The following is a 25,706-nucleotide window of genomic DNA, read 5'->3' on the forward strand; positions in this document are numbered from 1 at the left end:
AGTAAAAATCAAAAAGAAGATGAATGCCAAACATTAGCATTCATCTTCTTTTTATCTTCTATTTCTCTTTATCAAAATACGGTAGTTTCTTTCCGTATCCTTCTTTATTTACCTGTCTTGCCCGAGCGATAGCTAAGTCAAATTCTTCCACGTCATCCGTGATTGTTGAACCCGCAGCAATAACTGAATTTGCAGCAACTTTTACTGGCGCAATCAAGCTTGAGGATGAACCGATAAAGGCATGGTCACCGACTGTTGTACGGTATTTATTTTTGCCATCATAATTTACAAATACAACGCCGCAACCAACATTGATATCTTTACCTAAATCAGCATCACCTACATACGTTAAGTGACCAACTTTTGTCTCTTCAGCGATTGTTGCATTTTTAATTTCCACAAAATTTCCAACATGGACGCGTTCGCCGATATCTGTATTTGGACGTATATGAGCAAATGGGCCAACATCTGCATGTTTGCGAATAACACTTTGCTCAACCACAGACTGAATAATTTTCACATTATCTTCAATTACGCTATCAACGATTTCAGAATGTCCGCCGATAAAACAGTCTTCACCGATCACTGTTTTACCTTTTATGTGTACACCAGCTTCAACGACAGTATCAGAGCCAATCACAACTCCTTCATCAATGTATGTTGAATCAGGATCGACAAAAGAAACACCGTTCATCATATGCATCTTATTCAAACGCTGATGCATGATTTTATTCGCTTCAGCCAACGCCACACGATCATTGATACCCATCGCTTCTTCAAAATTGGACATTTGATATGCGGCAACTGCTTTGCCTTCTTTTTTAAGAATTTCAATAATATCCGTTAGATAGTATTCTCCTTGTGCATTGTTGGTATTAATTTTAGATAAAGCATTAAACAACGCCTCATTGTCAAAACAAAATGTTCCTGTGTTGATTTCTTGCACGCGAGCCTCTTGTTCAGAAGCATCTTTTTGTTCAACAATTTTTTCAACGATTCCAACATGATCGCGTATGATGCGGCCATATCCTGTTGGATCTTCTGCATGAGCAGTTAAAATCGTAGCACTGGCATTTTTCCCTTGGTGATAGTCAAAAAGATTAGTTAATGTTTCTGATGTTAAAAGTGGCGTATCACCTGTAATCACAAGTGTCGTACCTTGTTTCCCAGCCAAATGAGCTTCTGCTTGCAAAACTGCATGACCAGTTCCTAATTGTTCTTCTTGTAAAGCATATTGGCTACGCTCACCTAGATGACCTTTGATCGCCTCAGCCCCGTGACCGACAATTGTTACAACTTCACTTGGATTCGTTTTTTCTACTTGATCCATAATGTGCTCTACCATTGGTTTTCCAGCGACAGGATGTAACACTTTATAAAGCTTCGATTTCATACGAGTTCCTTTACCGGCTGCAAGGATGATGACATATCTATTTTCCAATTGCTTCACTCCTAAAATTTGATTTATTTTTAACTGTTTCATTCGATTTAAAATAGCGCCGTCTTTTAGTTTAGCTTACTCTTTACTGTTTTTCAACTGAACCAATTGCTTTTTTGCTATACCAATTTATAATTTGGGGTGTTTGCGTTATAATGAAAGAAAATTTATGTCAGCGGGGTGATAATATGATACAAACTCAAACACACGTATCTCGATCAAAAAACCATTCAGATTTGAAATAATAAAGTACTTTGGTTGTAAGGATTACCTGTACCCTAAGTACTTTATCACTTGAATGATAGAAAGGAAATCCATTATGAACACAAAAATACAACCATATCAATTTAATTTTATTAGAAAACAAGCCAATATTTTACTACAAGCCCATTTATCTGTAAATGATAAGAATACAGTCAAAACACTGCAAGCGATTGTTCTTGAAAAAATCAATGATCAATTTGGTGTAGATAAAGATCAATTACAGCCGCTTCTAGAAGGATTTTTAGAAGCAGCGACTTCTAAACCACGACTAGAACAATATCTGAATAGACTGAAAGAAGCTGTTATTCCCTTTGCTCCACCTTCAAAACAACAACTGACAAAGCTCTTTAAAAAGACCAAGAAGTTGAAAATCCCAGACTGGGAAACAATGGACTTGAGAGATTATACTTTTTACAGTTGGAATGATAGCGGAAAACAGCAAAAATTTATTATCGCTTCAATTGACGGACAGCTAGTCGGTGTTTCAGGAACAATTTCGCCTACAACTCAAAAAGGCATTTGCCCGATTTGTCATGAAACATCAGAAGTTTCGATGTTTTTATCTAAGGTGAAAGAATCTGGCGATGGGATGTATACGAAGCGTGGGAACTATATTTGCTATGACAGTGAGAAATGCAACCATAATATCGAGCGTAGAGATGAGTTAGAGACCTTTGTTCAGAATGTAAAATTTATGAAATAGTTCATAAACAAGTTGAATCATTGTACTTATTAAAAAGGGTCTTTGTCAACGAATGTTGGCAAAGACCCTTTTTATCTATCTTGTCTCACTTGCAAATAGTATCAATAAAAAAACACTAAGAGCAATAAATATTACTATATCTATTGCGAATATCTATGTAAATTTGATATAGTTATAGGTAACTGAATAATTAGAAAACAAGTAGCACTCCTAATACTATCAAATGGAGTGTGATACATGAAAAATAATTGTAAACTCACTTTGGTAAATAAATTACGTGAGGGTCAGAATGAAACAAAGTACACTTATATGTACGTTTTTGCTTAACTATATCAGCGGATTTCCGGCATGGATTTCTGTGATTTTATTTGTTTTGGTATTATTTATGGATATTCCTGGATTAACTATCAGAGAACATTATAAGACTAAACGAACTAAAATTAGATGTGAAAGCAAAAAAAAGACCAACAAGAAGTTTTCGAAGGCATCTTGTGGTCGGTTAAAGAAATAAGTATGTAATTCAATACTTTTTTTGATACTAAATCAGGAATGCCAACTTGTTTTTGCAAGCCTAATTATTTAGGTTACGTATCAAAATTAGTAGCAAAAGAAGTCTGACGCCAATCAGGCTTTTTTTGTTTCAAAATATCTACAAATTAATCTTACCACATGTTTTTATTCATCTCAACTACTTTTGTTTCAGTATAGCTCATCAAAAGAACGGTTTTGTTTGTTTTATATACTCTTACAACATGAGTATAGCGTTTCATTTCGATTTAAACTATCACTTTTCTCTCAACATTCGATCAGCAATGCAAGTAACACTTTAAAAAATTCACTGCTTTAGTCAAACTTGTCCTTTCTTTGAGGCTCTTTTGACTATTTGAATTCTTCCACGATATTCTATTAACTATCCGAACCTCTCTACATTAGAATAAATTTACAACATAAAATAAAAAAAGGCGCCCTGTCAGAAGACGGACATCTTCTAAAGAGAGACCTGTATTATCAGCCAAAACTAAGAATACAAGTTGCCTCGCCAATAATTTCTTATTGACTAATATTATTGTACTAAAAGTAAGAACAGTTTCCCACTCTTTTTTACTTGCTCAATACTGTTAGTGAATGGTTATTTAATTTAACGAACGCTTCGTGGTATTAGTAGCTGACTAATATCATTTTTTTGTGTTTAAAATCAGGTAATTAGAGCGAAAAAAGGCACTCTGTAAAAGGACGGACATCCTCGTACAGAGCCTCATATTATCAGCCAAAACTAATAACATAAGTTGCCCTAGTCAATTTTTGTAAGAAATACTAGTGATTCTTACAAATTTGAGTGGTATCTTCATATTTTTCCCTAGTACTTCAATCAGTTCTTTTAAATTATCATAGAGTTGGGCAATTTTATATTATGGCGACCAGTTAATTCAAATAAGTCGTCACCATCTCTTTATAGATATCCACCATTTCCAAATAGTTATCCACATCTACATATTCATCTACTTGGTGAGGCGTTTCATTACCAGGACCAAAAATAATGACTGGAAATGCTTGTTTGCCTTTGGTAAACTCTGCAGCATCTGTAGTTCCAGAAACACCCACCATTGGAATATCTACATTAACATGTTTTTTCGCTACCTGTTGAGCGATTTTAGCAATATCTGAATCTTTTTCACTTTTGACTGAGATTTTATTTGCTTCGATAGTTAATGTTAAATGATATGTTTCTTTTTGATTCAATTCATCAATCAGTTCATTCATTTTTTTAATCACTACATCGTTGTCATAACCAGGAATGGTTCTGATATTTCCTTGAAGACTGGCTTCACTCGGAATACTATTGATTTGTTCACCACCAGAAATCATAGTTACATTATAGATAAAATCGCCTAACACTTCATCTGTGTGAATTTCACTACGGAATAATTGGTTGGCTCTTGTATAGAAATCATTCAAATGATCGATCGCATTCACACCTAATTGTGGCATTGAACTATGAGCATTTTTCCCTTGAGAGTCTACTTTAAAGTTAATTGATCCTTTATGAGCATAGACAATCCCCGCATATCCAGAAGGTTCACCAATCACCATTGATGTAACATCATCCACGTATCCTTCTTTTGTTAATTGTTCTGCCCCAAGTTCACCGACTTCTTCACCAACTGTAGCTAGTAAACGAAGACGTCCATTAAACATTGCATTTTCTTCTTTTAATTCGATCATAGCAATCGCCATTGCAGCCAAACCACTTTTCATATCACAAGTGCCGCGGCCATACATTTTCCCATCACGAATTTCAGGTTTGAAGGGATCTGTTGTCCAATCCGCCACATTCCCTGCTGATACAACATCCATATGTCCAGAAAAAGCTAAAACTTTCTCACTATTTTTATTACCGATCTCAACGATTAAGTTGTCACGATCTTTTTCAAATTCTAAAAATGTTGAATCAATATCGTATTTTTTGAATAGTTTGCTTAAATACTCAGCGACCTCTTTTTCATTACCGTTGACTGATTTGATGGCTACGATATCCTTTAAAATTTGTACTTTTTCTTGATTTTCCATATTGTTTGCCTTCTTTCATTTGATCATCCAGACTTTTAGCGTATCATGTGTGAGAAAAAAACTGGATAAAATTGCTTACAACTTAACTATACACCTAATTAGAAAATTCGTTAAATAAAAAAGGTTATTTTCCAAATAAAATAGGATCCGGGACATAACTCTTCAAGTTATACCTCAGATCCTTAAAATCGGAAAAACGGTGAGACAAAAGCATACTAAGTGTTGCTCTATCACATTAACTTCGAAAATAAGCTGAAATTCACAAAAATTTCTTCTTATTGATGTAAAACACAACAAGGTACAAGTTGATGTTCCACAGTACCTACTTGGTTCTCGGAGCTAAACAGGTTCATCCCAACTTCTATTTCAGGTTTTATTCGTTAAAATAATTTCCAGGAACTACATTGATTGTCTTTGTTCTTGTATCCACATCTTCTACATAAAGTAGTGAAGTATAATCATCGATCGCGCGTTGTCCTTTAAATTTAGACTCCGCAAACACGGTGATCCCAACAAGTTCTGCCTCAAATTCTTCGATCAAACTCTTCATTCCGTTAACTGTGCCTCCACCTTTCATGAAGTCATCTACGACTAAAACTCTAGATCCACGTTTTAAGCTGCGTTTTGATAATTCCATTTTTTCAATTCGTTCTGATGAACCAGAAACGTAATTTACACTAACGGTAGACCCTTCAGTGATTTTTGAATCACGTCGAACAATCACAAACGGTACATTTAGATAGTAAGAAACAGCTTGAGCGATTGGTACACCTTTTGTCGCTACAGTCATAACTGCATCGATTTGTTCCCCTAAATATTTAGAAGCAATAATTCGGCCCACTTGGCGCAATAACTCTGGCTGTCCTAACAAATCAGACAGATACACATATCCTCCTGGCAACAGACGATCCTGTTCTGACAAACGTTCACACAAAGCCAGTACTAACTCTTTTGATTCCTCATAGGGAATTTCAGGGATAAATCGAACTCCACCAGCAGCCCCTGGAATTGTTTCAAGAATTCCCGTTCCTCGTTGTTTAAATGTTTTTTTGATAATCGCTAAATCCTCACTTATTGATGATTTGGCTGATTTATAGCGCTGTGCAAAATGGGTTAAAGAAACTAATGTATGTGGATGATCTAACAAATATTGTGTCATATCAATCAATCGTTCACTTCTCCGAATTTTCAAAAATCTCACTCCTTCTACTAATGTATCCTATCTATTATAAGTTGTTTTACAGGAAATTTCGAGTATTTATTTAAAAAAAACAAAAATTGTTCGTATTTATTGAACCTATAGGCAAAATTTATCTATTTTCCAGTTATAAATGTTCACATTAATTTTAATCACTCTTTTAGTAAAATAAGCTTGACTACCATTCAACTTTAAGTTAATATTTGATTAGAAATAAGTTGAATGTTTTTATATCAATCTAATGTAAATAAATTATATGGAGGGAAAAATTATGAATGAACTAGTTATGCCTAACAATTATGTAGAATTGACAAATGAGGAAATGATGTACTTGGAAGGTAGCGGCTTCTTTAAAAAAGCTTGGAAATGGGCAAAAAAAGCAGTATCAACAGGTATCAAAGTGGTATCAACAGTTAAAGGAATCATTGGTGCTGTAAACACAGTTTCTAAATTCTTTGGAAAACAGCCAGCTCGTTAAGTTTTTATAGAACAATAATAAAACAATACATGATATAAAAACATTCAATTTATATTAGTTTAATTTTAAACAGAAAAGGATTTACTGATTATGTTCTCGGAAATCAAACTTTATTTTCTAAAGAAAAAGTACCCTTACATACAGCAACATGATTCAACAGATTGTGGTGCAGCAGCATTAGCAATGGTATGCAAGTTTTACAAAAAAAATCTACCTATTGCTTCAATTAGAGAAATCGTTGGTACAACTCAACACGGCACCTCTATTTTAGGTCTTAAAGAAGGTGCGGAACATCTGGGCTTCAACGTGAAAGCGGTCAAAGTATTTATTGAAAATTTCGATAAAACAATGACGCTTCCAGCAATTGCTCAGGTGACAAATGAATACGGTGATGATCACTTTGTTGTGTTATACAAAATCACACCTGAAAAAATTTTGTTAGCTGATCCGGAGTTAGGATTAATGTCATACTCTTACACTGATTTTGAAAACGTTTTTTCAGGTATTTTAATTTTGATGCTTCCATTGGAAAATTTCGAAGCAAAAACAAAAAATGATGAACGAATTCACTTACAGCAGTTTGTCATTTCTCTTTTTTTCAAACAACAGAAAATTTTAGCGACTATTTTTTTAGCAAGCTTTTTAACGACTTGTTTTGGCATCATAACAGGTTTTTTTTCAAAATTAATTTATGATGAAGTCATCCCCTATTCCATAAAAAACAGCTTATACATCTATGTAATAGTAATTCTCATCATTTATTTAACACGTTCTATTTTGTTGTTTTTTAGACAGCATATGATCAACTTTATCTCTTTAAAAGTAAAGATACCTTTGATGTCAGGTTTTTTTAGACATATTCTAAAATTACCCTATACCTTTTTCGTAAACAGACAAAGTGGCGATATTTTAACAAGATTTCAAGATGTAGAAACTGTTGGAGCAATATTTACTAAGATCACTGTCTCATTATTTCTTGATATTTTCTTATCAATCATCACAGGTGGTATCTTACTTATGATCAATAAAGAGTTATTTTTTGTATTACTATTGATAATCTTTGCTAGTATCATCCTTGTATTGATGTATAGAAAACCATTTCAAAAGAAAAAATTAGAATATCTTATTCAAGAGAGCATTCTAAATTCCCATGTAATTGAAACAATCAGTAATATCGAAACTGTAAAAAGTTTCAGAGCAGAAAATCATAATTCCGACTCCTTTGAACAAAAAACCGTAACTTTACAAAAAGTAGATTTCGACTTAGCTAAATTAAAAAATACTCAAAGTTTTTTGGCAAATCTCATTGAGAATGTTGGTGAAGCACTTTTTTTACTAGTCGGAGCCAGTCTAATAATGGATAGCCAAATTACCTTAGGAACTTTTATTGTATTTAACACGCTAAGCAATTATTTTGTCTCGCCAATCAATAACTTATTGAGCCTACAATTGGAAATACAAGAAGCCAAAACTTCAATTGCTCGGCTAGACGAAATTATCAATTTGAAAACAGAACATCAAGGAAACATAAAAAGTGGTTCTCTAAAAAAAGATATCTTCTTTAAAGAAGTATCTTTTCAACACGGGTTTACTCCACCAATTATTGATCAACTAAGCTTTACTATTCCAGAAGGTAAAAAAGTGGCATTAGTTGGAGAGAGCGGTTCTGGTAAAAGTACCTTAGCTAAATTACTGATGGGATTTTATCAAATAAATGAAGGAAATATTTTCATTGGCGATTACGAAATTAGAGACTTAGATTTAGATTTTTTAAGAAATAATATTGGTTACGTTTCTCAAGACATTGAATTATTTTCTGGAACCATTTTAGATAACATTCGTATAGGGAACGACGATGTTCCATATGAAACAATTGTCTCTCTTTGTAGAAATTTAGGTATTCATGAATTCATTTTAACTTTACCTAACCGATATGACAGTATTGTTGAAGAATTCGGTTCTAATCTATCTGGGGGAGAAAAACAAAGAATCGCAATTGCAAGAGCCTTCACGACTCCCAAAGATCTGTATATTTTTGATGAATTTAGCAGTAGCTTAGATGTCTTTAACGAGTATCGGATCCAACAATATATTAATGAATTGACCAAGAATAAAACGACTATCACAATCGCCCATAGAATCTCCACTGTAATTAAGAGTGACATTATTTTTTTAATAAACAATGGCAAGATATTAGGAAGCGGAGATCACGAGACCCTTTTAAAAGAGAACGAAACTTATCGAGAAATCATAGAAAAACAATTTTTATATGATACAGATAAAATACAAACAACAAGTAATGAATGTGAGGATATTGAGTATGTCTAAAATTTCAATTGAAACAAATAAAAATTTAAAATTAATCAATGTTTTAATTAGAAAAAAGAAGATGGTCAAAGTAGTAGACCTGTACAAAGAAATTACCAAATACACAAATTTTCTTTCAGTTGCAAAAATCCAAACAAAAGGCCCTCTAATCACACGTCAATATAATAGCCAAATTGATGAAAACGGGATACTATATTCTGATTTTGACTTAATGGTTCAAACCACTAAAACATTAAAAGCAAATAGTGCATTAAACACACAATTTAAAGGCAACGTGAATGTACCAAATTGCCTATATTCCAAATTTAAGGGTTCAATTGAGGATATAGAGTATGTTCAATCAAAAATGAAAATTCATATTTGGGAAGAAGATTTAATCGATTCTGGAGAGGAGTATATGGTTTATTTAGAAAACTCACAAGGATTGGCAGAAATAGATCTATTTAAACCCATAGCATAGTTGGATTATGAAATTTTATGATAAAAAGAGCTTTGAAAATAGTAGATTATATATAGAAAAATCACCCCACAAACTGATTCATTTTTTCATATACGGACTTTTTATTATACTTGTTATTTCGATTTTTTCATTAAAATACATTCCTAAAAATTATATAGTAAAAGTCAAAGGAACCGTTGAAATGAAAAATACCGTAAACGTAAGTTCTCTTGAAAACGGAAAAATAAAAATGATTCACAAAAAATCTGGAGATATAATAAAAAAAGATGATATCATTCTCGAATTAGAAACAGGAGAGAGTAATCAAGAACAGATTGAATGGGATAAACAACTACAACAATCAAAATTGAAATTAAATATCCTAGATCGTTACATTGAGTCTATCAAAAAAAAAGAAAACCTTCTAAAGAATGAAGAAGCAGAACAAATATATTTTCTAAAAATCAATAGCTATTTGGAAAATTTAAATAGCAATCAAAAAGAAATAGACCTTTTAACCCGTTCAATTGAAAAAAACATACAAGAAAAAAATCGCCTTCTTTCAGAGTCTAACAATAAAAAACTGCTAATCGCTGAAAAATATGCCAAAGAACACACAGGAAAACAACAATCTTTGAATCAGTTATTGTCTCAAAGAGATAGTTTAGTTGTGCGTCTTCAACAAGACAATGATGAATCCATCCAAATGGAAATTCAAAATAAAAACAAGGACATTCTTGATTTAGAAGCAGAAATGAATTCGATGCAATCAAGCCAACAATTAGATCTACAAAATGAACAAAGTGAAGTATCTAGACTTTTTCATAGCATAGATACCGACATCCAGCAATTAGAACTAAAACGAAATGAACTTACTAAAAGTGATGACTTTAATCAATTAATTAGAGAAGCGGATGAAAAAAAAGAAGCCTTAATCGAAAAGATAGATGCGTTAGATGAAAAACTAAAAGTAAAAAAAGAACTCAAAGAACAATCACTTATTCGCGCAAATAATGCTGGTTTACTTCATTATTTTGAAGAACTGAAACAAGGCGATGCGATTCAACAACAACAAAAGATCGGATTTATTTTTACTGAAACTAACCAAACAGCATCAAAATTTATTGATGCATTCATTGCTGAAGAGGATCGTAACAAAGTAAATACTACTGATGAAGTAAAAATTTATTTGAATGGTGTAAATGCAAATAAATTTAAATTTATCACTGGAAAAATTGAAGCTATTTCAAACTCATTAAAGAAAGATGACCTGTCTGGAGGACTGTTTTATTCGTTAAAAATCTCATTAAATCAAGACTACTTAAAAAATGAAAAAGAAATCATTCAACTCAAACAATCTATGCCGACTATTTCATATATTGTCTATGAAAAAGAATCTTTATTAGATTGGTTTTTAAAACAATTGAACTTCCAACAGGGATAGTATTCGTGATGAATACATATCTAATTGAACTATCCTACATCCATCCCACTTAGACTAAAAGCAAAAAGAGAGGCAAACATTCTTCAAAATCAGAAGAATAGTTGTCTCTCTTTTTGCTTTAAAAAAATTTACTCTCTATCTTTGACTCATTTTCTTATTCCGCTGCGTTGTAACAACTAATTTACGAATGATACTGACCAGAATAAATAGCCCAATAAAAATCAGCGTGATGCTGGCACTTGGCGGCGTTTCTAAATAATAAGAACCCGTCAATCCTGTTAACATGCCAATCAATCCCATGATGACGCTAATAACAATCACTGTATTGAAGCCTTTACCGATCCGCATCCCAATTGCAGCAGGTAAGACCATGATCGCTGAAATCAATAACGCCCCAGCAATTGGAATCATCACTGCAATGGCCACACCAGTGATCACGTTGAAGAGCATCGACATCCAATGAATCGGTAGTCCATCCACATGAGCTGTATCTTCATCAAAGGTCAGCACATACATTGGCCGTTTAAATAAACAGAACAACGTCACTAATACTACAAAAAGAACGGCTAAAATAATAACTTGCTGCCACGTAATAGTGACGATCGAACCAAATAGATAAGACTGGATACTGGCAGCTGAATTACCTCCACTTAGATTCATCAAGACCAACGCTAACGCTAATCCTCCCGACATTAAAATCGCAATCGAGATTTCCGAGTACGTACTATAAACCATCCGTAGATATTCTAAAATAATTGCTGCAATAATCACAACAACAAGCGTCATGATATCAGGATTCCAATTTAAGAAAAAGCCCAACGCAACACCCGCCAACGATACGTGAGAAAGAGTATCTGCCATTAAAGATTGTCTTCTGATTACAAGAAATACGCCCAACATCGGTGCAATTACCGAAATAAAGGTTGCTGCTAAAAAGGCTTTTCTCATGAACTCATATGAAAGCATCTCCAAAACCGTTCAACTCCCTATTAAACAAGGCTTTTCAAGCCTCTTATTTTTTGTGAGAACATTTTTGAGAACAATAGATCATAGTTTACTTCGTTACGATTAACACGTGCAAATCGTAAACGTTACACTTATAACGCAAAATATACTTTAGCAGAATAAAAAATTCTAGTCAAGAGTAAATTATTTCTAGTTTATTTGATCTAATTTTTTCACAAGTTCTACATCTTGATTTGGGTATAAATGAGAATAGGTTCCTAACGTCATTTCTATATTTGCGTGCCCTAACCTCTCTTGTATCATTTTTGGATTTTCTCCCAAATGAACAAGCATACTTGCATGTGAATGTCTTAAATCATGAATGCTAATAAAGGGTAACTCCAATTTTTTCTGTAATGTCCTAAATTTCTTCCACATCCATCCTTGATCTAGAAATGTACCATCATGGCTAAACACTAACTCTACATTTCCTACTTTTGATTGATATTCTTTCCATATGCAAATTAGCTTTAAAGTTTTACTATCTAAGTATAGCTCTCTTTCACTGCTTTTTGTCTTAGGTGTTGAAAGGTATTGCTCATTTTTATGTTTAGCCACATTACCTAACATATATTCAACTTACCATTATTTAAATTTATATTTTCCCATAATAACGTAGCATTTTCACCAAATCTTAGACCTGTAGAAAATAAAAATCTAAAATACAAGTAATGAAAAAAATCATAATATTGATTATACGCCAATTTTTCTTTTCTCATTATTTGAATTTCAAGTTCTGGTGTAAAAATTTTTAAAATCACTAACAGTCCAAAATTTTATTTTTTTCGGATTAACTCGGACTCTACCTACTTCTCTGAAAGGATTTTCTTGAACTAAATCAAATTTTTTTGCCCTACCCCACCCAGATCATACCACCTAATGAGAACAACAGGTTTATATAGCTTCCACTTAAATTTTCAGATACTAACTGACTTTGAAGTAATTGTACCTCTAGTTTAGTTACCTCTCTAAGATTTTTGTCATTAAATATAGACAACCTTTCTTTCAAATACAATACTCTCCTATTGTAAGTATTCGGTTTAACTTGTGATTGATACCATGGCAAAAATACAGAATCAGTAAATTCTTTGAAAGTCATGTTTTCGTTAGTTTTATCACCTATATTTTCTTATTGAAATTCCTACAAAAGCATAAACTCCATATACGCCTTCTTTGCTTCTCGTTCTGTTTTAACCCCCCTCTTAGTCTTTGTTCTTCTTTTTCCTGTATGTGGATCATTACCTAAACTAGCTTTACAATACCAACCGTTATTATCTTTATAAACATTTGATTTTCTAGCCATAGAGTTAAACCTCTTTTCCTGTTCCAAACTCAAAACCAAGCATTTCCTCAACAAACCAACATGGGATGCGCCCAACCCTATTGCCTAAATAGAACACACACCCACGTTCAACCATTTCTTTTTTTGCTGATTTAATAATTATTCGTGCTTGATACTCACAGTAGCCTCTAGCTATCAAATCTTGTTTTGTACATGTTTCTACCTTCATCACTATTTTAGAAGATATTGGCGACTACGATCATGCAAAAAACGTTAAAGCAGAAGTCAAAGATTTAACTCACCATAAAGATATAAATACTAACGCTTCTTATTCTGTTGGACTAATTAAAGAAAGTTAGTTATACGTTTCTGACTAATTAAAAAAACTACCGTGAACATTTGTGAGAACAACAGGTCTTTTTTAATTCCTCTATACAAAACAAGATTGATAGAAACGCTTATTTTAAAGTATTTTCTATTTAATTATTACTAATTATAAACTCATTTACCACTCATCATAAACCAAATAGAAAAAGCAATGATTGCTAACATTAGAGCAAACAATCATTGCTGTTCTTACTTATTAAATATGACAAGATAATACTAAGAGCTTATTTAACCAACTACTAATCTCACTAGGTATTCAGAAAAATATCATTAGTCTATTGATAACAACACTTTATTGCGGTTTCTCAAATGTATATCCATTATTTGTTGCAAATGATATTTCTCGACCATCGTTCATTGTCAGATAGCTATGCGTCGAATATAGCCCATACTGATCATAAATACTTAGGTCAATTCGTGCTTGATACGTAGTTTCATTTATCTTTGTTGCCATATGCCATATTTTATTCGGTGTATTGTTGTGTGACCATGTTGGATACTCCACTTTTTTAATAGCTGCTAATTGTTCCGATGTTCCTGTAAATGTCGATGTCAGAACTGCTATATTTCCCTCTAATACCACTGTCGTTGTTCCTGTTGGTATCGCTGGTGGATCTAGTACATAACCATTATTTTTTGCAAATGATATTTCTCGACCATCGTTCATTGTCAGATAACTGTGCGTCGAATATAGCCCATACTGATCATAAACACTTAGGTCAATTCGTGCTTGATACGTAGTTTCATTTATCTTTGTTGCCATATGCCATATTTTATTCGGTGTATTGTTGTGTGACCATGTTGGATACTCCACTTTTTTAATAGCTGCTAATTGTTCCGATGTTCCTGTAAATGTCGATGTCAGAACTGCTATATTTCCCTCTAATACCACTGTCGTTGTTCCTGTTGGTATCGCTGGTGGATCTAGTACATAACCATTATTTTTTGCAAATGATTTTTGGTAACCATCTTTGTTTGTAATATAACTATGGGTTGAGTATAACCCATATTGATTGTAAGTACTTAGATCAACTCTTGCTTGGTACGTAGTTTCATTTATCTTTGTTGCCATATGCCATACTTTATTTGATGTGTTATTATGTGACCACGTTGGATATTCTACTTTCTTTATAGCTGCTAACTGTTCAGGTGTTCCTGTAAATGTTGATGTTAATACCGCCGTACTTCCTTCCAATTCTACAGTTGTTGTTCCTTCTGGAAATATAGGAGGATTTAACGTGTATCCATTATTATTAGCAAATGATTTTTGGTAACCGTCTTTATTTGTGATGTAACTATGAGTTGAATACAATCCATATTGTTTGTAGGTACTTAAGGCTATACGCGCTTGATACGTAGTCTCGTTTATCTTCGTTGCCGTGTGCCATAGTTTATTAGCCGAATTGTTATGTGACCATGTTGGATATTCCACTTTCTTTATGGCTGCTAATTGCTGTGATGTTCCTGCAAATATAGATGTTACAACAGCAACGTCTCCTTCCAACTCAACAGTCGTTGTCCCTTCTGGAAATATAGGAGGATTTAATGTGTATCCATTATTATTAGCAAAAGTAGATTGACGCCCGTCACTCATTGTTACATAGCTGTGAGTCGAATACAATCCATACTGCTTATATATACTAAAATCAACTTGAGCTTGATACGTATTACTGTTTATTTTTTTAGCAGTGTGCCATATTTTATTAGCTGTATTATTGTGTGACCATGTTGGATATTCTACTTTCTTAATAGCTGCTAATTGTTCCGATGTTCCAGTGAACGTTGAGGTAATTGTGACCATAGTTCCTTCTTTACTTACTGTTGTTTTTCCAGTTGGAACAGGTATAGTTACTGCCATGTCTTTAAAATGAATGTAGGCATCTGGATCATTTTTATTTATCCAACGTGTCTTATAAGTACCCGAACCAGCAGGATTATTATATTCTTCAATTTGCACCTGATCTCCTTTAATATCTGCTACCCACGCAACATGATATTTTCCTGTCCACTGTGCAACAGATCCTATCTTAGGTGTATTATCAACACGATAACCTTGTCTTCTAGCATTATTTGCCCATTGGTTGGCATTCCAATCCAACCCACCATTACGAATATCAAATTTATTAACTTTGCTTAATCTATTTGCCACAAACGAAGTACAATACCTTGTGTAAAGTCTCCAATCGTCAATTGCACCACCTAATGGCAGATTTTTCCATTTAGTAGGATAATCATCACCAATAACTGCCGCTTCAACTTCTTTAGTTTGCAACACCCCAAATGTACTTATAAATATCATACAAATTAAAACAAACAAATGAGTTTTTTTGTTTTTCACCCTGACACTCTCCTATTCTAGTAACTCCATTTAATAAATACTAAACATATTACATTGTTTATTTATGTTAAGCAGCTATTTTGTAGACTTAGTACTTGATAAGTAGTGTAAGTACTAATAATGCTGCTAATTTTAAAAGTAATTTATAACTCTTCTTTTTACACCCTTAGCAAGTGAGTGTACCGAGTAACATCGTTCATATGAAATAGTCTAATTATTTAATTTTATTTATCTCTATCTGTTTCACAAAAATAATATATAGCATGTTTTTATTTACTATAAATATACTATAAAAAATTTAAGTGGAGAGCTGCTCAAGCGTACCACTTAAAAATAACTCTATTCCATTAAATAAAGTCTGTTTTAAAACTAGACATTTCAATAATCTTCATTTGTTTCTTTTATAATATATATTGGTCACGTTTTCGTTTCCAAAAATATTTTCCCTATAATCCCTAGACAAAGTAATTGCAGTCCATCAACAAATAAAATAATACAAACCATTGACGGCCAACCACTAGTCGGATCACCTTTAATGATTGTTCTAAAGAAAATTATAAACATCGCAAGTACAGAGCCAATACATGAAAATGCACCGACATAAGAAGCGATATTAATGGTGCTTCTGAAAAGTTTACAATGCCATCAATAGAGTATCCAAAAAGACCACGAAGTAGCTCCCACCACGCGCTCTCGATTTCCATAAGATAGATATTCGGTGTTAAAACCAACCCAACTAAAGATCCCTTTTGAAAAACGATTATATTCTGTTAATTCTAAAATTCCATCAACCATTTGACGAGTCATTAGACGAAAATCTCTAGCCCCATCAACCATTTCAGTATCATCAATTTTATTAACCAAGCGATAAAATAGCTTAGCAAAAAAACTACGGATAACCGGCTCTCCTTCACGATCGCCACGCCTTGTCCAAATACAATCTAAATCTTTATTTTCTTCTAACATCTTAATCATTTTTGGTAATAATTCTGGAGGGTCTTGTAAATCGACATCCATTACTGTCACTAAACTACCTTTGGCTTCTTTCAATCCAGCATACAGTCCAGCTTCTTTGCCAAAATTTCTTGAAAAAGAAAGATAGCGAACTTTGTCCGGATATTCTTTATAAAGTTTTCTTAAGGTATCTAAGGTACGGTCTTTCGATCCGTCATTAATAAAAATATACTCCAAAGAATTCGTTCATATTTAAAATAAAAATTATTTTCTAAATAACAAATATTTCTTATTTCAAATATAGTTTGTTGTGCTTTAGCAACCAGATAGCAATAACAATCCACCATACCATGGAAATAGCCACAGATAACTTACTCAACATAGAATATCTAAAAACAACTTTTATATTATTTTCACCTGATACTGACATGATAGAAATCATTGGGTGATTAGCTTGAGAAATATCTACTTTCTTTTCATTAATAAAAACTTGCATACCTTTATAAAAATAGATGGGTAATATTAGTTCATCAGATTTAGTTGTAATCACTTTAAATTTATATTCATTTTCAGTTACTACTCTATCAGTTTGTTTTGGAACACCGTCAATACTTACAAGATGGTCATTTGTTAAATAATCATACTTTTCATATCCAACAGGCTTGTAATTATCAGTTTTATAACTACTAATTATATTGGGAATATCATCCGAACCTATTCTATTATTAACGAAGGGAGAATGTGAAATGGAATACACGTTTATAAAAATTAAAATAATAGCTGTAATACATACTCCCACCATCTTTAATTCATCTTTTTTTAAAAGATTTTTAATCACATAACTAGAAATAAAAGACAAGAACAGTGTTGCTATACTCATCAATCTCCATGGAAATTGAATCAATATGATCGGTGTTTCCTGTACAAGTTTCCAAGGAAAAAGCTTTGTTGTCATCAATAAAGTCAATATACCTAGAATTAGTATATATTTATATTGTGTTTTCAATTTGAAAAAAAGGAGCAACGTAATAGTTGTTAATATCAATAGAATAATTCCAAAAGAATATGTTGTAAAATCTTGTCTGACAGCCCCTAAAATCAACTGCTTCATTGTGAGCGCTCTATTATCTAAATCTGACCATCCAGGAGGTGTTATTCTTTGAAAAGTTTGTTCTTCAAGTAACGAAATAAAAAAAGGCAATGATAAAATAACAGAACTTATACCAGCTTTTAGAAAAGATATGGTGATTTCCTTTTTATAACTTAACTTACTCACCATAGCAGATATGTAAAAGACAAGAATAAAAACAAAAGTAATAATAGTAGACAATACATGCGTATAAATAAGCAATGAGAAACCAACACTTAAGAGAAGCCATTCATCTTTTTTTTGTAATATGATTCCATATGCTGCACCAAACACTAAAGGTAAAAATGCAATGCCGATAACTTCTCCAAGTGCTCCTCTAAAAAAGATACTTAGGGTTCTATACATAGAGAACGTATAAATTAAGGAAAAAAATACACTAACAAATTTTTCTTTATATATTCTATACATACAGAAATAAGAGCATAGTAACGTTACAAAAGTAATGAAAAATAAATACATATTGTACGCACTTGCCATATTATTTGATATTTTAAAGAAAAGGTACGCAGGCAGAACTGTCAACCAACCATAAAATATATTGATTGGCTGCCCATATGAACCAAACGTATCAAAGTTTGTTGGGGAAAAAAATACATCAGACAAACTGTATATACGACTCAACTGAAATTCAAGGTCAAAAGTTTTAATGATATCATTATTTTTGAATTGGGTTATACCATAGATATAACTTAGCACAATAAATAACCCTAGAACATGATAATGAGTAACTTTGATAGAACTTATTTTTTTCATAGCAAACCCTCACAAATTTAATAGTGTTTAAACGTTTTCAATTTAATATAACAACATTTCAATTAATTTTAATTAAAAATAAATTGCTCCTTTTATGCATCAATTCACATGAAGCTTTACCTCTTCATAAACAAAAAGTATATCAAAAATAAACCCAACCTATTAATAATAACATAGCCAGAATAATTTGACACTTAGAATATAAAATAATTTACAAAAAATTTTTACTAATATCATGAACAAAACTAACTTATTTAATCTATTTGATTCTAAGAAAAAATCCATATGGATTCGTAACATCTACAGTAGTAATTATTTCATGTATACAATCGATAGTTACATTTTATCAAATTTATTAATTTGATGAGCAACCTTAGAAAGAACTAAATGTCATTTATTGTCATATTTTCTCCAATATAGTACATAAAAAAATACTTACTGAGAACATTCATGAGAACAGTAAGTATTTTTTTCATTCATTTGTACAAAACAAGATTGATAGAAACGCTTATATTACAGTGTTTTTGCTTTAACTATTACTAATTATGAACTCATATGAAAGCATCTCCAAAATCTTATTCCTCCTTGTTACACAAGGCTCTAGAAGCCTAGTTTATTTTTTTTGGAACAGTTGTGAGAACAACAGATTCTCTTACTATGCCTATTACGCTTTAAAAATACAAATTGTAAGAATTACGATTAAACAGCAAGATATACTTTAGCATTATAAAAACGACTAGTCAAGAGAATTATTCTAAATAATTTGATTCAATCTTTCTATAACATCTACATCTTCATTTGGATATAAATGTGAGTATATTCCCAACGTCATTTCGATGTTTTCATAACTTAATCTCTCTTGAATCATTTGAGGTTATACCGAAACAACTTAACGTTCAGACGGAAGAATTTTTCGCATTAACAAGTTGGGAGGATCAACAAGAAATTTTTAATCATCTCTATTATTATTGTGGTAACCATCCAAACAACCAATCTACAAAAAAGAAAATCCTAGAAAGTTACTATCAAATAGTAACTATAGTTATCGCATGAATTTGAAATATCTCGAAAATTTAGCTGATTGGTTACAAACTGGAGAACTTAAATATATGCAACAAATCAATAATTTTATAACAATTTTAGAAGATATTGGCGATTCTGAACATGCTAAAAATGTCAACAATGAAGTGAAAGAATTGACGCACAATAAAGATAGCATTGAGAACGTTTCATACTCTGTCGGACTCATTAAAGAAAGCTAAAAAATAAAGAAAAAAGACCTACTAAGAATATTCGTGCAAGAATAGTAGGTCTTTTTGATGTTTATTTTGAAGTAAGTTCAATAGGAACAGATAGTCCGCCATTCCCTTCAATATTTGAAGCAAATTGATATGTTATTGTAGATTTCCCTTTGATTTCAATACGGCAGGTACTCTTATTATTAGTGAAAATAAAACTATTTCCTTTTGATTTCTCATCATAGTTATAAAACATGCTATTTTTTTCTCCATCTTCAATAATCTCCAATTTTTTCATATCTTTACTTTTAAAGACAACATTTGTATTTTGACTTTCATTTTTCCAATGTTTATCTAATAAAAAACGGAAAATATATTCTTTAGCTGATACTTGTTCTTCTTTAGGCTTAGATACTTTTGGAAAAAAAAGAAGGACTGCCACAACTAGTATAATAAAGAGACAAATAACTATTGGAAATTTCTTATTGATGTTTCCCATTTAAATTTCCCTCCTGGAAATGGTAGTGTTGGTGATTTTACACCTCCATCAATACAATTTGTATGTGGATACCAAGGATTCCAAATATAATAAACATTCAATCCTTTTTCTGGACTTACCCATCCATGAAGAACTAATGCATGGTAATCATATTTTGCATTTGCATCATATTCTACTTTAGAAAACACAAAGATAGGATTTCCCTTATTTAATTCATTTCTGTTTTCTGCTAAAGTTAAAGGACGATTAACATATTCTTTTTCTTCACTCACATCAACTACCTCAGTGCGTTCACTTGAAATCACATCTACGACTTCTTCCACCGTAGTTTCTTTTTGAACATCACTTTGAATAGGAGCCTGATATAAAAGTTCTGTCTTTTCATTCCCATCAGTGTAATAAATATCATAACCTTTATTAAATAATTTAACTGGTACTTCAGAATCTTTTTCTTTTACTGCTAATTCATTTAATTCTTTAACAAGAGACACTCCCAATGTGTCTACATATTGTCCATCATCTTTTTTCAACATATACGTATAGACAATTTGTCCATCATAGTATATAGGATACACAGCAGTTCTTTCCTCAACTTTTTCATAAGTATTCAACATACTAATTCCTGAACCCAATGTATAATCATTTAGTTCTGCGTATCCTTTCCCCTCAGGAATTATCATTGAGACTAATTTTTTTGATACATTATTTTTTGCATATGAATCCATTTCTGCACTAATTTCACCACTTTCAACAACCAAATCATTTTCCGCTATTTCTTGTGCCTCTACAATAGCAAAATTGAACATAGTCAACCAACAAATCCCTACTAACATTACAAAAAACTTTTTCATCTTCATCTCACCTTCCTTATACCCGAAAAACGTTCACTTTATGTTATTTTTATTATACCTAAAGTCGATATCTACTTCTATGATTTTATTAAAATAGATAAACATAAAAAAGACCTACTGGGAACATTCGTGAGAACAGTAGGTCTTTTTTATGTTTACTTGCACAAAACAAGATTGACAGAAACGCTTATTTCACAGTGTTTTTACCTTATCCGTTACTAACTCTGAACTCATATGAAAGCATCTCCAAAATCTTATTCCTCCCTGCTATATAAGGCTTTAGAAGCCAAATTTTTTCGTGGAAACAACCGTGAGAACATTGTTATCACACTATATTCCATTTCGATTTACCGAAACAAATCGAAACAATTACGATTAATAAGCAAGATATACTTTAGCAGAATAAAAATGGCTAGTCAAGAGAATTATCCTAAAAATTCTGGTCTAATCCTTTTACAACCTCTATATCTTCATTTGAGTATACTATTCTTAAAGTACTTTCTACATTAGAATAGTTTAGCTCATGAATTTTTTCACCTTTCATGTGTACATAACTTAATTTAAAGGAGCATCAATTAGCGACCATGTTAATTCCGACTTGTATTGTCCGATTTTTCCATAAGCTGGCACTGATAAGCGAACAGCCTGTTCAAGAGACGTCTTTTCATCCATAAAAATGGAAGAATACGTTCCCAAACCATGATCTTTTTCTGCAGAAAATACAAATTGAGCAGCGTTTGCGGCATTTATAATGACTTCTTTAGTTTCAGGAGGAGCAGATAAATCACCTAGTTTGCTAGTAACGGTGCCTTTAGGTATCGTTAAGCTCCAACCTTTCAATACTACTTCTTGCTCTTTAGCAATTGCAACAAAATCGGTCATAGCCACTTGAACGTTCCAACCGCCGCCTGTCCCCCGCTTATCGATTACTTCTAAACCAAGCTTTTTATTTACTTCAACTTGAGCCTTTGCCGTTTGACCGATTTGAATTTTATCAAATTTAAAGTCAGATACAGCATTTATTGTAAAATTGCCTGAGCCAATTGGTGGACCGATCGGTTCTTCTGGTAATTGCTCTTCGTTTAAATCGGGTGTTGTCACTTCAACTATTGCTTTGCTGTTTGCTGATTCTAATGACCGCTCAAACAAATCATTGTACTTCTCTAAATAAGTGGATCGATTCGGTTCACTTAAGGCATTAATTGCCATAAAAAGCTGTTTGATACCATTTAATCCAATCGTATCTTTCGGTATTTCTGAACTGCTGATCTGTGATGCTTGTTCAGTAATTTTATTAATTAAAGTAGCTTCTAAATCATTTTTAAGAGTCTCATTTTGCAGCCCTAATTCGGTCATTTTAAATGAATTCGTTTTTGAAGTAGAATCAATGATCCCTTCCCCATTTGTTAATCGTTTTTTAGTCTCTGCATGAAATAGTACAACTCTGTACCCTTTTTTCATAGGAATCACGTCCTTGACCAATTGAGCATTCATTCCTTCAATTTCTTTGGAATAAATAGCCTGATCATTTTCATCAAAAACCTTTATTGACGCATACAATTCATTTGCATAAAAGTAATGAGGAGTACTTGATGTAACAGAGAACGTGGCTGTTTCATTATTTATATCCGTTTCTAAATTTGCAAATGTATAATCACTAAGACCTAAAAATTTGATTGTTTGATTCATCAATTCACTTGAATTCAGTTTCTCCATTTCAATCGTTGCTTCATTGTTTTTTTCTTTGATATGCACGTAGTGTCCCTTATATCTATACTCATTCGATTCATTAGAAAATCCAACTGTATAAACACCATTGGGAACATTATAAAAATGAATATTTTCTTGATCAATCTCAACTTCTTGAATCACACGACGTCCTTCTTTGAGTTTCAATGTTTTTCCCTTTAAAACATTGATATCATCGATTGCTAAATGAATCGTAACGTCCCCTTTTAATCCTAAAGGAGCAATATCTTTATTATTAACCAGTTCAAAATTGGAATTCATGAGAATGGTTGGATCTACAAGTTTACGCGCATTAGCTAATTGACTTGACGGTACAATATTAACCAATGATGCGACCGCTTCGTAGTTTTGATAACGATTGATCTCATCTTGAAAATTACTGGTTTGAATTTTCCACTTATTTAAGGCAGGAGTAAAATCTAAACCAGTTGTTTCACTATAATACTTATTCATCAAATCTGGGAATAAAATAGTTTCTTTTTTGACATCTGGTTGTAGCGCTAACTTTCTATATTCTTGATATAGTTTCGCATACGTATTTGTTCCAGCTTTTTGTTTTAACATGGCTAATAGAACTAATTGACTTCGTAAATCAAGCGCAGAATATCCTTCCCCATTAACAATCGTTCTCTGATATAAATTATTATCTACCGCTTCTCTTTTACCGTTGTTAAATAGCCAGCTAAACCGATCTGCTTCTTTTCCATACTGATCATATTGATATTGAGCCGCTAATAAATTATTTGATACTTCTCCTGTATATAGCCCTTTATTTTTGAATTCCGCTTGATACCCATGCGCAATTTCATGGAGCGCACCCCAACTCATTTTATTTAGCCACAAGACCGTATTATTTTTAGAATTAGCCGTCCAAATATGTCCATAATAAGCACCGCCTGGACCATTCGTATCAGCTTTCAAAAAATAACGATTTTTTGATTGTTGATTTTCAAACGATGAATTATCTAACCCAATATACTTATCATATGTATCGAATATATTTTCATAATGATCAATCAGCTCATCAATAGAGTCAAAATCTTTTGATTTTCTAAGTAACTCTTTATCTATTTGGGGTAAAAAAAACTGAAAATTTTTTGACTTAATCAACGCAAACTCACTATCCATTTGATCCCAGAGATTGAAAAATTGAGTTTCGTTTTCCTTTTTCTCATAAATTGGTAATAATTTTTGAATTTTATCATTTTCAATTTGAAATTCAATCGTTGCATTCACATTACCAAATGGTGTATCCACAAAAGGAACAGTTACAGCCTCACTGGAAATCTCAGTCCATTCAGAACCCACACTTATAGATTTTTCTTCTTTTGAATCATTAGATAGGAGGCGAACAGTTAATTTATTTTTGATTTCTGTATTTATTTGTCGAACCTTTAAAACAGTATTTTCAGCTAATATGAAGCCTAAATCCTGACGATCATGATTTTGTCCTTTAGAGATACCCGCTTTAAATAACCAGACAGGTTCTTCAATACTTTTAATTTCCTTCTCTTTCACTTCAGCAGCAGCTGATTGTCCTGTTGAAAATAGTCCAATTAGTAAAATTATGCTAATAAATATTTTTTGTTTCACATTCTTTCCCCTTCGTTAATGCTTCGGATTGGGTATTTGCTGATCTCACCTAAGCTTATCTATGTAATGTTTAATTTAATTAGTTTATTGATAAAAAATACAGGATAAGATAGAAGTGCCTAATATAAACTACACTTCTATCTCAACATTTCTTGGTTTTACCTAATGTCTAGCATATAGCCTCTTGAACGAACTGTCTTTATAAATCTAGGCCTTGCTGTATTCTTCTCAATTTTATTTCTTAAATGAAAAATAACATTGGCGATTCGATAGTTTTCATTGTTTAAACTATGTTCTGTATCCCATAAATGTTTCTTAAACTCCTGATATGAAATTGCCACGCATGGATTGTCATATAGTATTTCCAACGCCTGATATTCTTTTCTAGTTAAAATGATTTCCCTTTCCCCGTCGACTATGGCACTTAAATTTTCTGGGTTCAATTCTAGACTTGTTGAGCGTGCTATTTTTTCTTTACCTCTTGCTCGCTCCAACAGGTTATGTGTCAACAAATTCGTCAGTGTGTGAAAAAGTTCTTCAGCATTGGTTCTTTCGGCAAAACAGATTTTTACACCTAATTGTAAGTAAACAATATTTGCCTCTGAGCCTCCACCAGTCGAAAATAAATAAATAGGTAGGTCAAATCGTTGCGTCAATTCCATCAACCAACAACAAGTTATAGGAATCGTATTTTCTTCTATAATAATAGCTGTCATTTTTTCTTCCGTTTCTAGAAGTTTGTTTATTTGAATTGGTGAAACATCCCAGCCTTTTCCCTTTAAATAGTCAATGTGTTTATTTTCTTGCGAGTCGTCATCAGTCAAAAACTTAATTGTGTACATCATTGTTTCCTCCAAACAAATTAATTTTTATGTAAGCTTTTAACTAGGAATTATGTTGTTTAGTAACTCTTTTTTAGTTGCCAATAAAACAAATTCCGTTGTATTTTTTATGTTTTTTACATAGTATACGAGGCAAGAAACGAACGTTTCTGCCTCGTTTACCTAAAAATCTGAATAAATAATAATATAAAACTTTGTCTGTTAA

20 protein-coding genes and 1 pseudogene are annotated in these 25,706 nt (G+C 32.3%); 6 read left to right on the forward strand and 15 right to left on the reverse strand.

Annotated elements, in window-relative coordinates:
* Window positions 1-58: 58 nt before the first annotated feature.
* A complete protein-coding gene (glmU, locus tag BCR23_RS08690; RefSeq protein ID WP_069635100.1) occupies window positions 59-1,441 on the reverse strand; it encodes a bifunctional UDP-N-acetylglucosamine diphosphorylase/glucosamine-1-phosphate N-acetyltransferase GlmU in 1,383 nt (460 codons plus the stop codon).
* Between the two features lie 316 nt (window positions 1,442-1,757).
* Here glmU and BCR23_RS08695 point away from each other — a divergent pair, with 316 nt between their 5' ends.
* Window positions 1,758-2,405, forward strand: coding sequence for a FusB/FusC family EF-G-binding protein (locus tag BCR23_RS08695; protein ID WP_069635101.1), 648 nt, complete (start codon window positions 1,758-1,760; stop codon window positions 2,403-2,405).
* Window positions 2,406-3,827: 1,422 nt separating this feature from the next.
* Here the strand turns inward: BCR23_RS08695 and BCR23_RS08705 are convergent.
* The gene (locus BCR23_RS08705) at window positions 3,828-4,973 is read right to left on the reverse strand and encodes an ArgE/DapE family deacylase (RefSeq protein ID WP_069635103.1); all 1,146 of its coding nucleotides are present in this window, start codon (window positions 4,971-4,973) and stop codon (window positions 3,828-3,830) included.
* Window positions 4,974-5,346: 373 nt separating this feature from the next.
* Window positions 5,347-6,165, reverse strand: coding sequence for a pur operon repressor (gene purR, locus BCR23_RS08710; protein WP_069635104.1), 819 nt, complete (start codon window positions 6,163-6,165; stop codon window positions 5,347-5,349).
* 277 nt (window positions 6,166-6,442) lie between these two features.
* Between purR and BCR23_RS08715 the strand changes: the two genes are divergently transcribed.
* The 4 genes from BCR23_RS08715 (at window position 6,443) to BCR23_RS08730 (ending at window position 10,860) form a co-directional block, all read left to right on the forward strand.
* Window positions 6,443-6,649 (forward strand): hypothetical protein, encoded by a 207-nt coding sequence (locus tag BCR23_RS08715; protein ID WP_069635105.1) that lies wholly within the window; start codon window positions 6,443-6,445, stop codon window positions 6,647-6,649.
* A gap of 90 nt (window positions 6,650-6,739) precedes the next feature.
* Window positions 6,740-8,977, forward strand: a complete 2,238-nt coding sequence (locus BCR23_RS08720) for a peptidase domain-containing ABC transporter (RefSeq protein WP_069635106.1) — start codon at window positions 6,740-6,742, stop codon at window positions 8,975-8,977.
* Window positions 8,970-9,437, forward strand: a complete 468-nt coding sequence (locus tag BCR23_RS08725) for a hypothetical protein (protein WP_069635107.1) — start codon at window positions 8,970-8,972, stop codon at window positions 9,435-9,437. The genes BCR23_RS08720 and BCR23_RS08725 overlap by 8 nt, the downstream gene beginning before the upstream one ends.
* A gap of 229 nt (window positions 9,438-9,666) precedes the next feature.
* Complete coding sequence (locus BCR23_RS08730; protein WP_167352163.1) at window positions 9,667-10,860, forward strand: beta-barrel domain-containing protein; 1,194 nt, start codon at window positions 9,667-9,669, stop codon at window positions 10,858-10,860.
* Between the two features lie 135 nt (window positions 10,861-10,995).
* On the opposite strand, the gene BCR23_RS08735 is transcribed toward BCR23_RS08730, so the two are convergent.
* The 8 genes and pseudogenes from BCR23_RS08735 to BCR23_RS08755 all read right to left on the reverse strand — a co-directional run bounded on the left by BCR23_RS08735 (window position 10,996) and on the right by BCR23_RS08755 (window position 18,729).
* Window positions 10,996-11,832: a metal ABC transporter permease gene (locus BCR23_RS08735; protein ID WP_069635109.1), complete on the reverse strand. Its 837-nt coding sequence runs from the start codon at window positions 11,830-11,832 to the stop codon at window positions 10,996-10,998.
* 183 nt (window positions 11,833-12,015) lie between these two features.
* Window positions 12,016-12,435, reverse strand: coding sequence for a site-specific integrase (locus BCR23_RS08740; protein WP_069635110.1), 420 nt, complete (start codon window positions 12,433-12,435; stop codon window positions 12,016-12,018).
* A gap of 283 nt (window positions 12,436-12,718) precedes the next feature.
* On the reverse strand, window positions 12,719-12,964 hold the full coding sequence (locus tag BCR23_RS15010; RefSeq protein ID WP_141706723.1) for a tyrosine-type recombinase/integrase: 246 nt from the start codon (window positions 12,962-12,964) through the stop codon (window positions 12,719-12,721).
* 42 nt (window positions 12,965-13,006) lie between these two features.
* Window positions 13,007-13,168, reverse strand: coding sequence for an Arm DNA-binding domain-containing protein (locus BCR23_RS14495; protein WP_083241925.1), 162 nt, complete (start codon window positions 13,166-13,168; stop codon window positions 13,007-13,009).
* Window positions 13,169-13,172: 4 nt separating this feature from the next.
* Complete coding sequence (locus BCR23_RS14500; protein WP_071870077.1) at window positions 13,173-13,376, reverse strand: DUF3173 family protein; 204 nt, start codon at window positions 13,374-13,376, stop codon at window positions 13,173-13,175.
* Between the two features lie 450 nt (window positions 13,377-13,826).
* On the reverse strand, window positions 13,827-15,872 hold the full coding sequence (locus BCR23_RS08745; protein WP_069635111.1) for a GBS Bsp-like repeat-containing protein: 2,046 nt from the start codon (window positions 15,870-15,872) through the stop codon (window positions 13,827-13,829).
* A 417-nt stretch (window positions 15,873-16,289) separates the two neighbouring features.
* A pseudogene (locus BCR23_RS08750) lies at window positions 16,290-17,072 on the reverse strand (glycosyltransferase family 2 protein); the annotation flags it as partial.
* A 43-nt stretch (window positions 17,073-17,115) separates the two neighbouring features.
* The gene (locus BCR23_RS08755; RefSeq protein WP_069635112.1) at window positions 17,116-18,729 is read right to left on the reverse strand and encodes a 6-pyruvoyl-tetrahydropterin synthase-related protein; all 1,614 of its coding nucleotides are present in this window, start codon (window positions 18,727-18,729) and stop codon (window positions 17,116-17,118) included.
* A gap of 1,109 nt (window positions 18,730-19,838) precedes the next feature.
* On the opposite strand from BCR23_RS08755, the gene BCR23_RS14745 reads away from it, so the two are divergent.
* Window positions 19,839-19,991 carry a hypothetical protein gene (locus BCR23_RS14745; RefSeq protein ID WP_167352164.1) on the forward strand — a complete coding sequence of 51 codons (153 nt, stop codon included), beginning with the start codon at window positions 19,839-19,841 and terminating at the stop codon, window positions 19,989-19,991.
* Window positions 19,992-20,052: 61 nt separating this feature from the next.
* On the opposite strand, the gene BCR23_RS08760 is transcribed toward BCR23_RS14745, so the two are convergent.
* From BCR23_RS08760 to BCR23_RS08775, 4 genes are all read right to left on the reverse strand, one after another.
* On the reverse strand, window positions 20,053-20,466 hold the full coding sequence (locus BCR23_RS08760; RefSeq protein ID WP_069635113.1) for a hypothetical protein: 414 nt from the start codon (window positions 20,464-20,466) through the stop codon (window positions 20,053-20,055).
* Window positions 20,436-21,317 carry a hypothetical protein gene (locus BCR23_RS08765; RefSeq protein ID WP_141706724.1) on the reverse strand — a complete coding sequence of 294 codons (882 nt, stop codon included), beginning with the start codon at window positions 21,315-21,317 and terminating at the stop codon, window positions 20,436-20,438. Before BCR23_RS08765 ends, BCR23_RS08760 begins: the two co-directional genes overlap by 31 nt.
* A 555-nt stretch (window positions 21,318-21,872) precedes the next feature.
* Window positions 21,873-24,659, reverse strand: coding sequence for a putative mucin/carbohydrate-binding domain-containing protein (locus BCR23_RS08770; protein ID WP_069635115.1), 2,787 nt, complete (start codon window positions 24,657-24,659; stop codon window positions 21,873-21,875).
* Window positions 24,660-24,817: 158 nt separating this feature from the next.
* Complete coding sequence (locus tag BCR23_RS08775; protein WP_069635116.1) at window positions 24,818-25,501, reverse strand: winged helix-turn-helix domain-containing protein; 684 nt, start codon at window positions 25,499-25,501, stop codon at window positions 24,818-24,820.
* Window positions 25,502-25,706: the final 205 nt, after the last annotated feature.

The sequence above is a fragment of the Enterococcus quebecensis genome (genome assembly GCF_001730365.1).
Lineage (GTDB): Bacteria > Bacillota > Bacilli > Lactobacillales > Enterococcaceae > Enterococcus_L > Enterococcus_L quebecensis.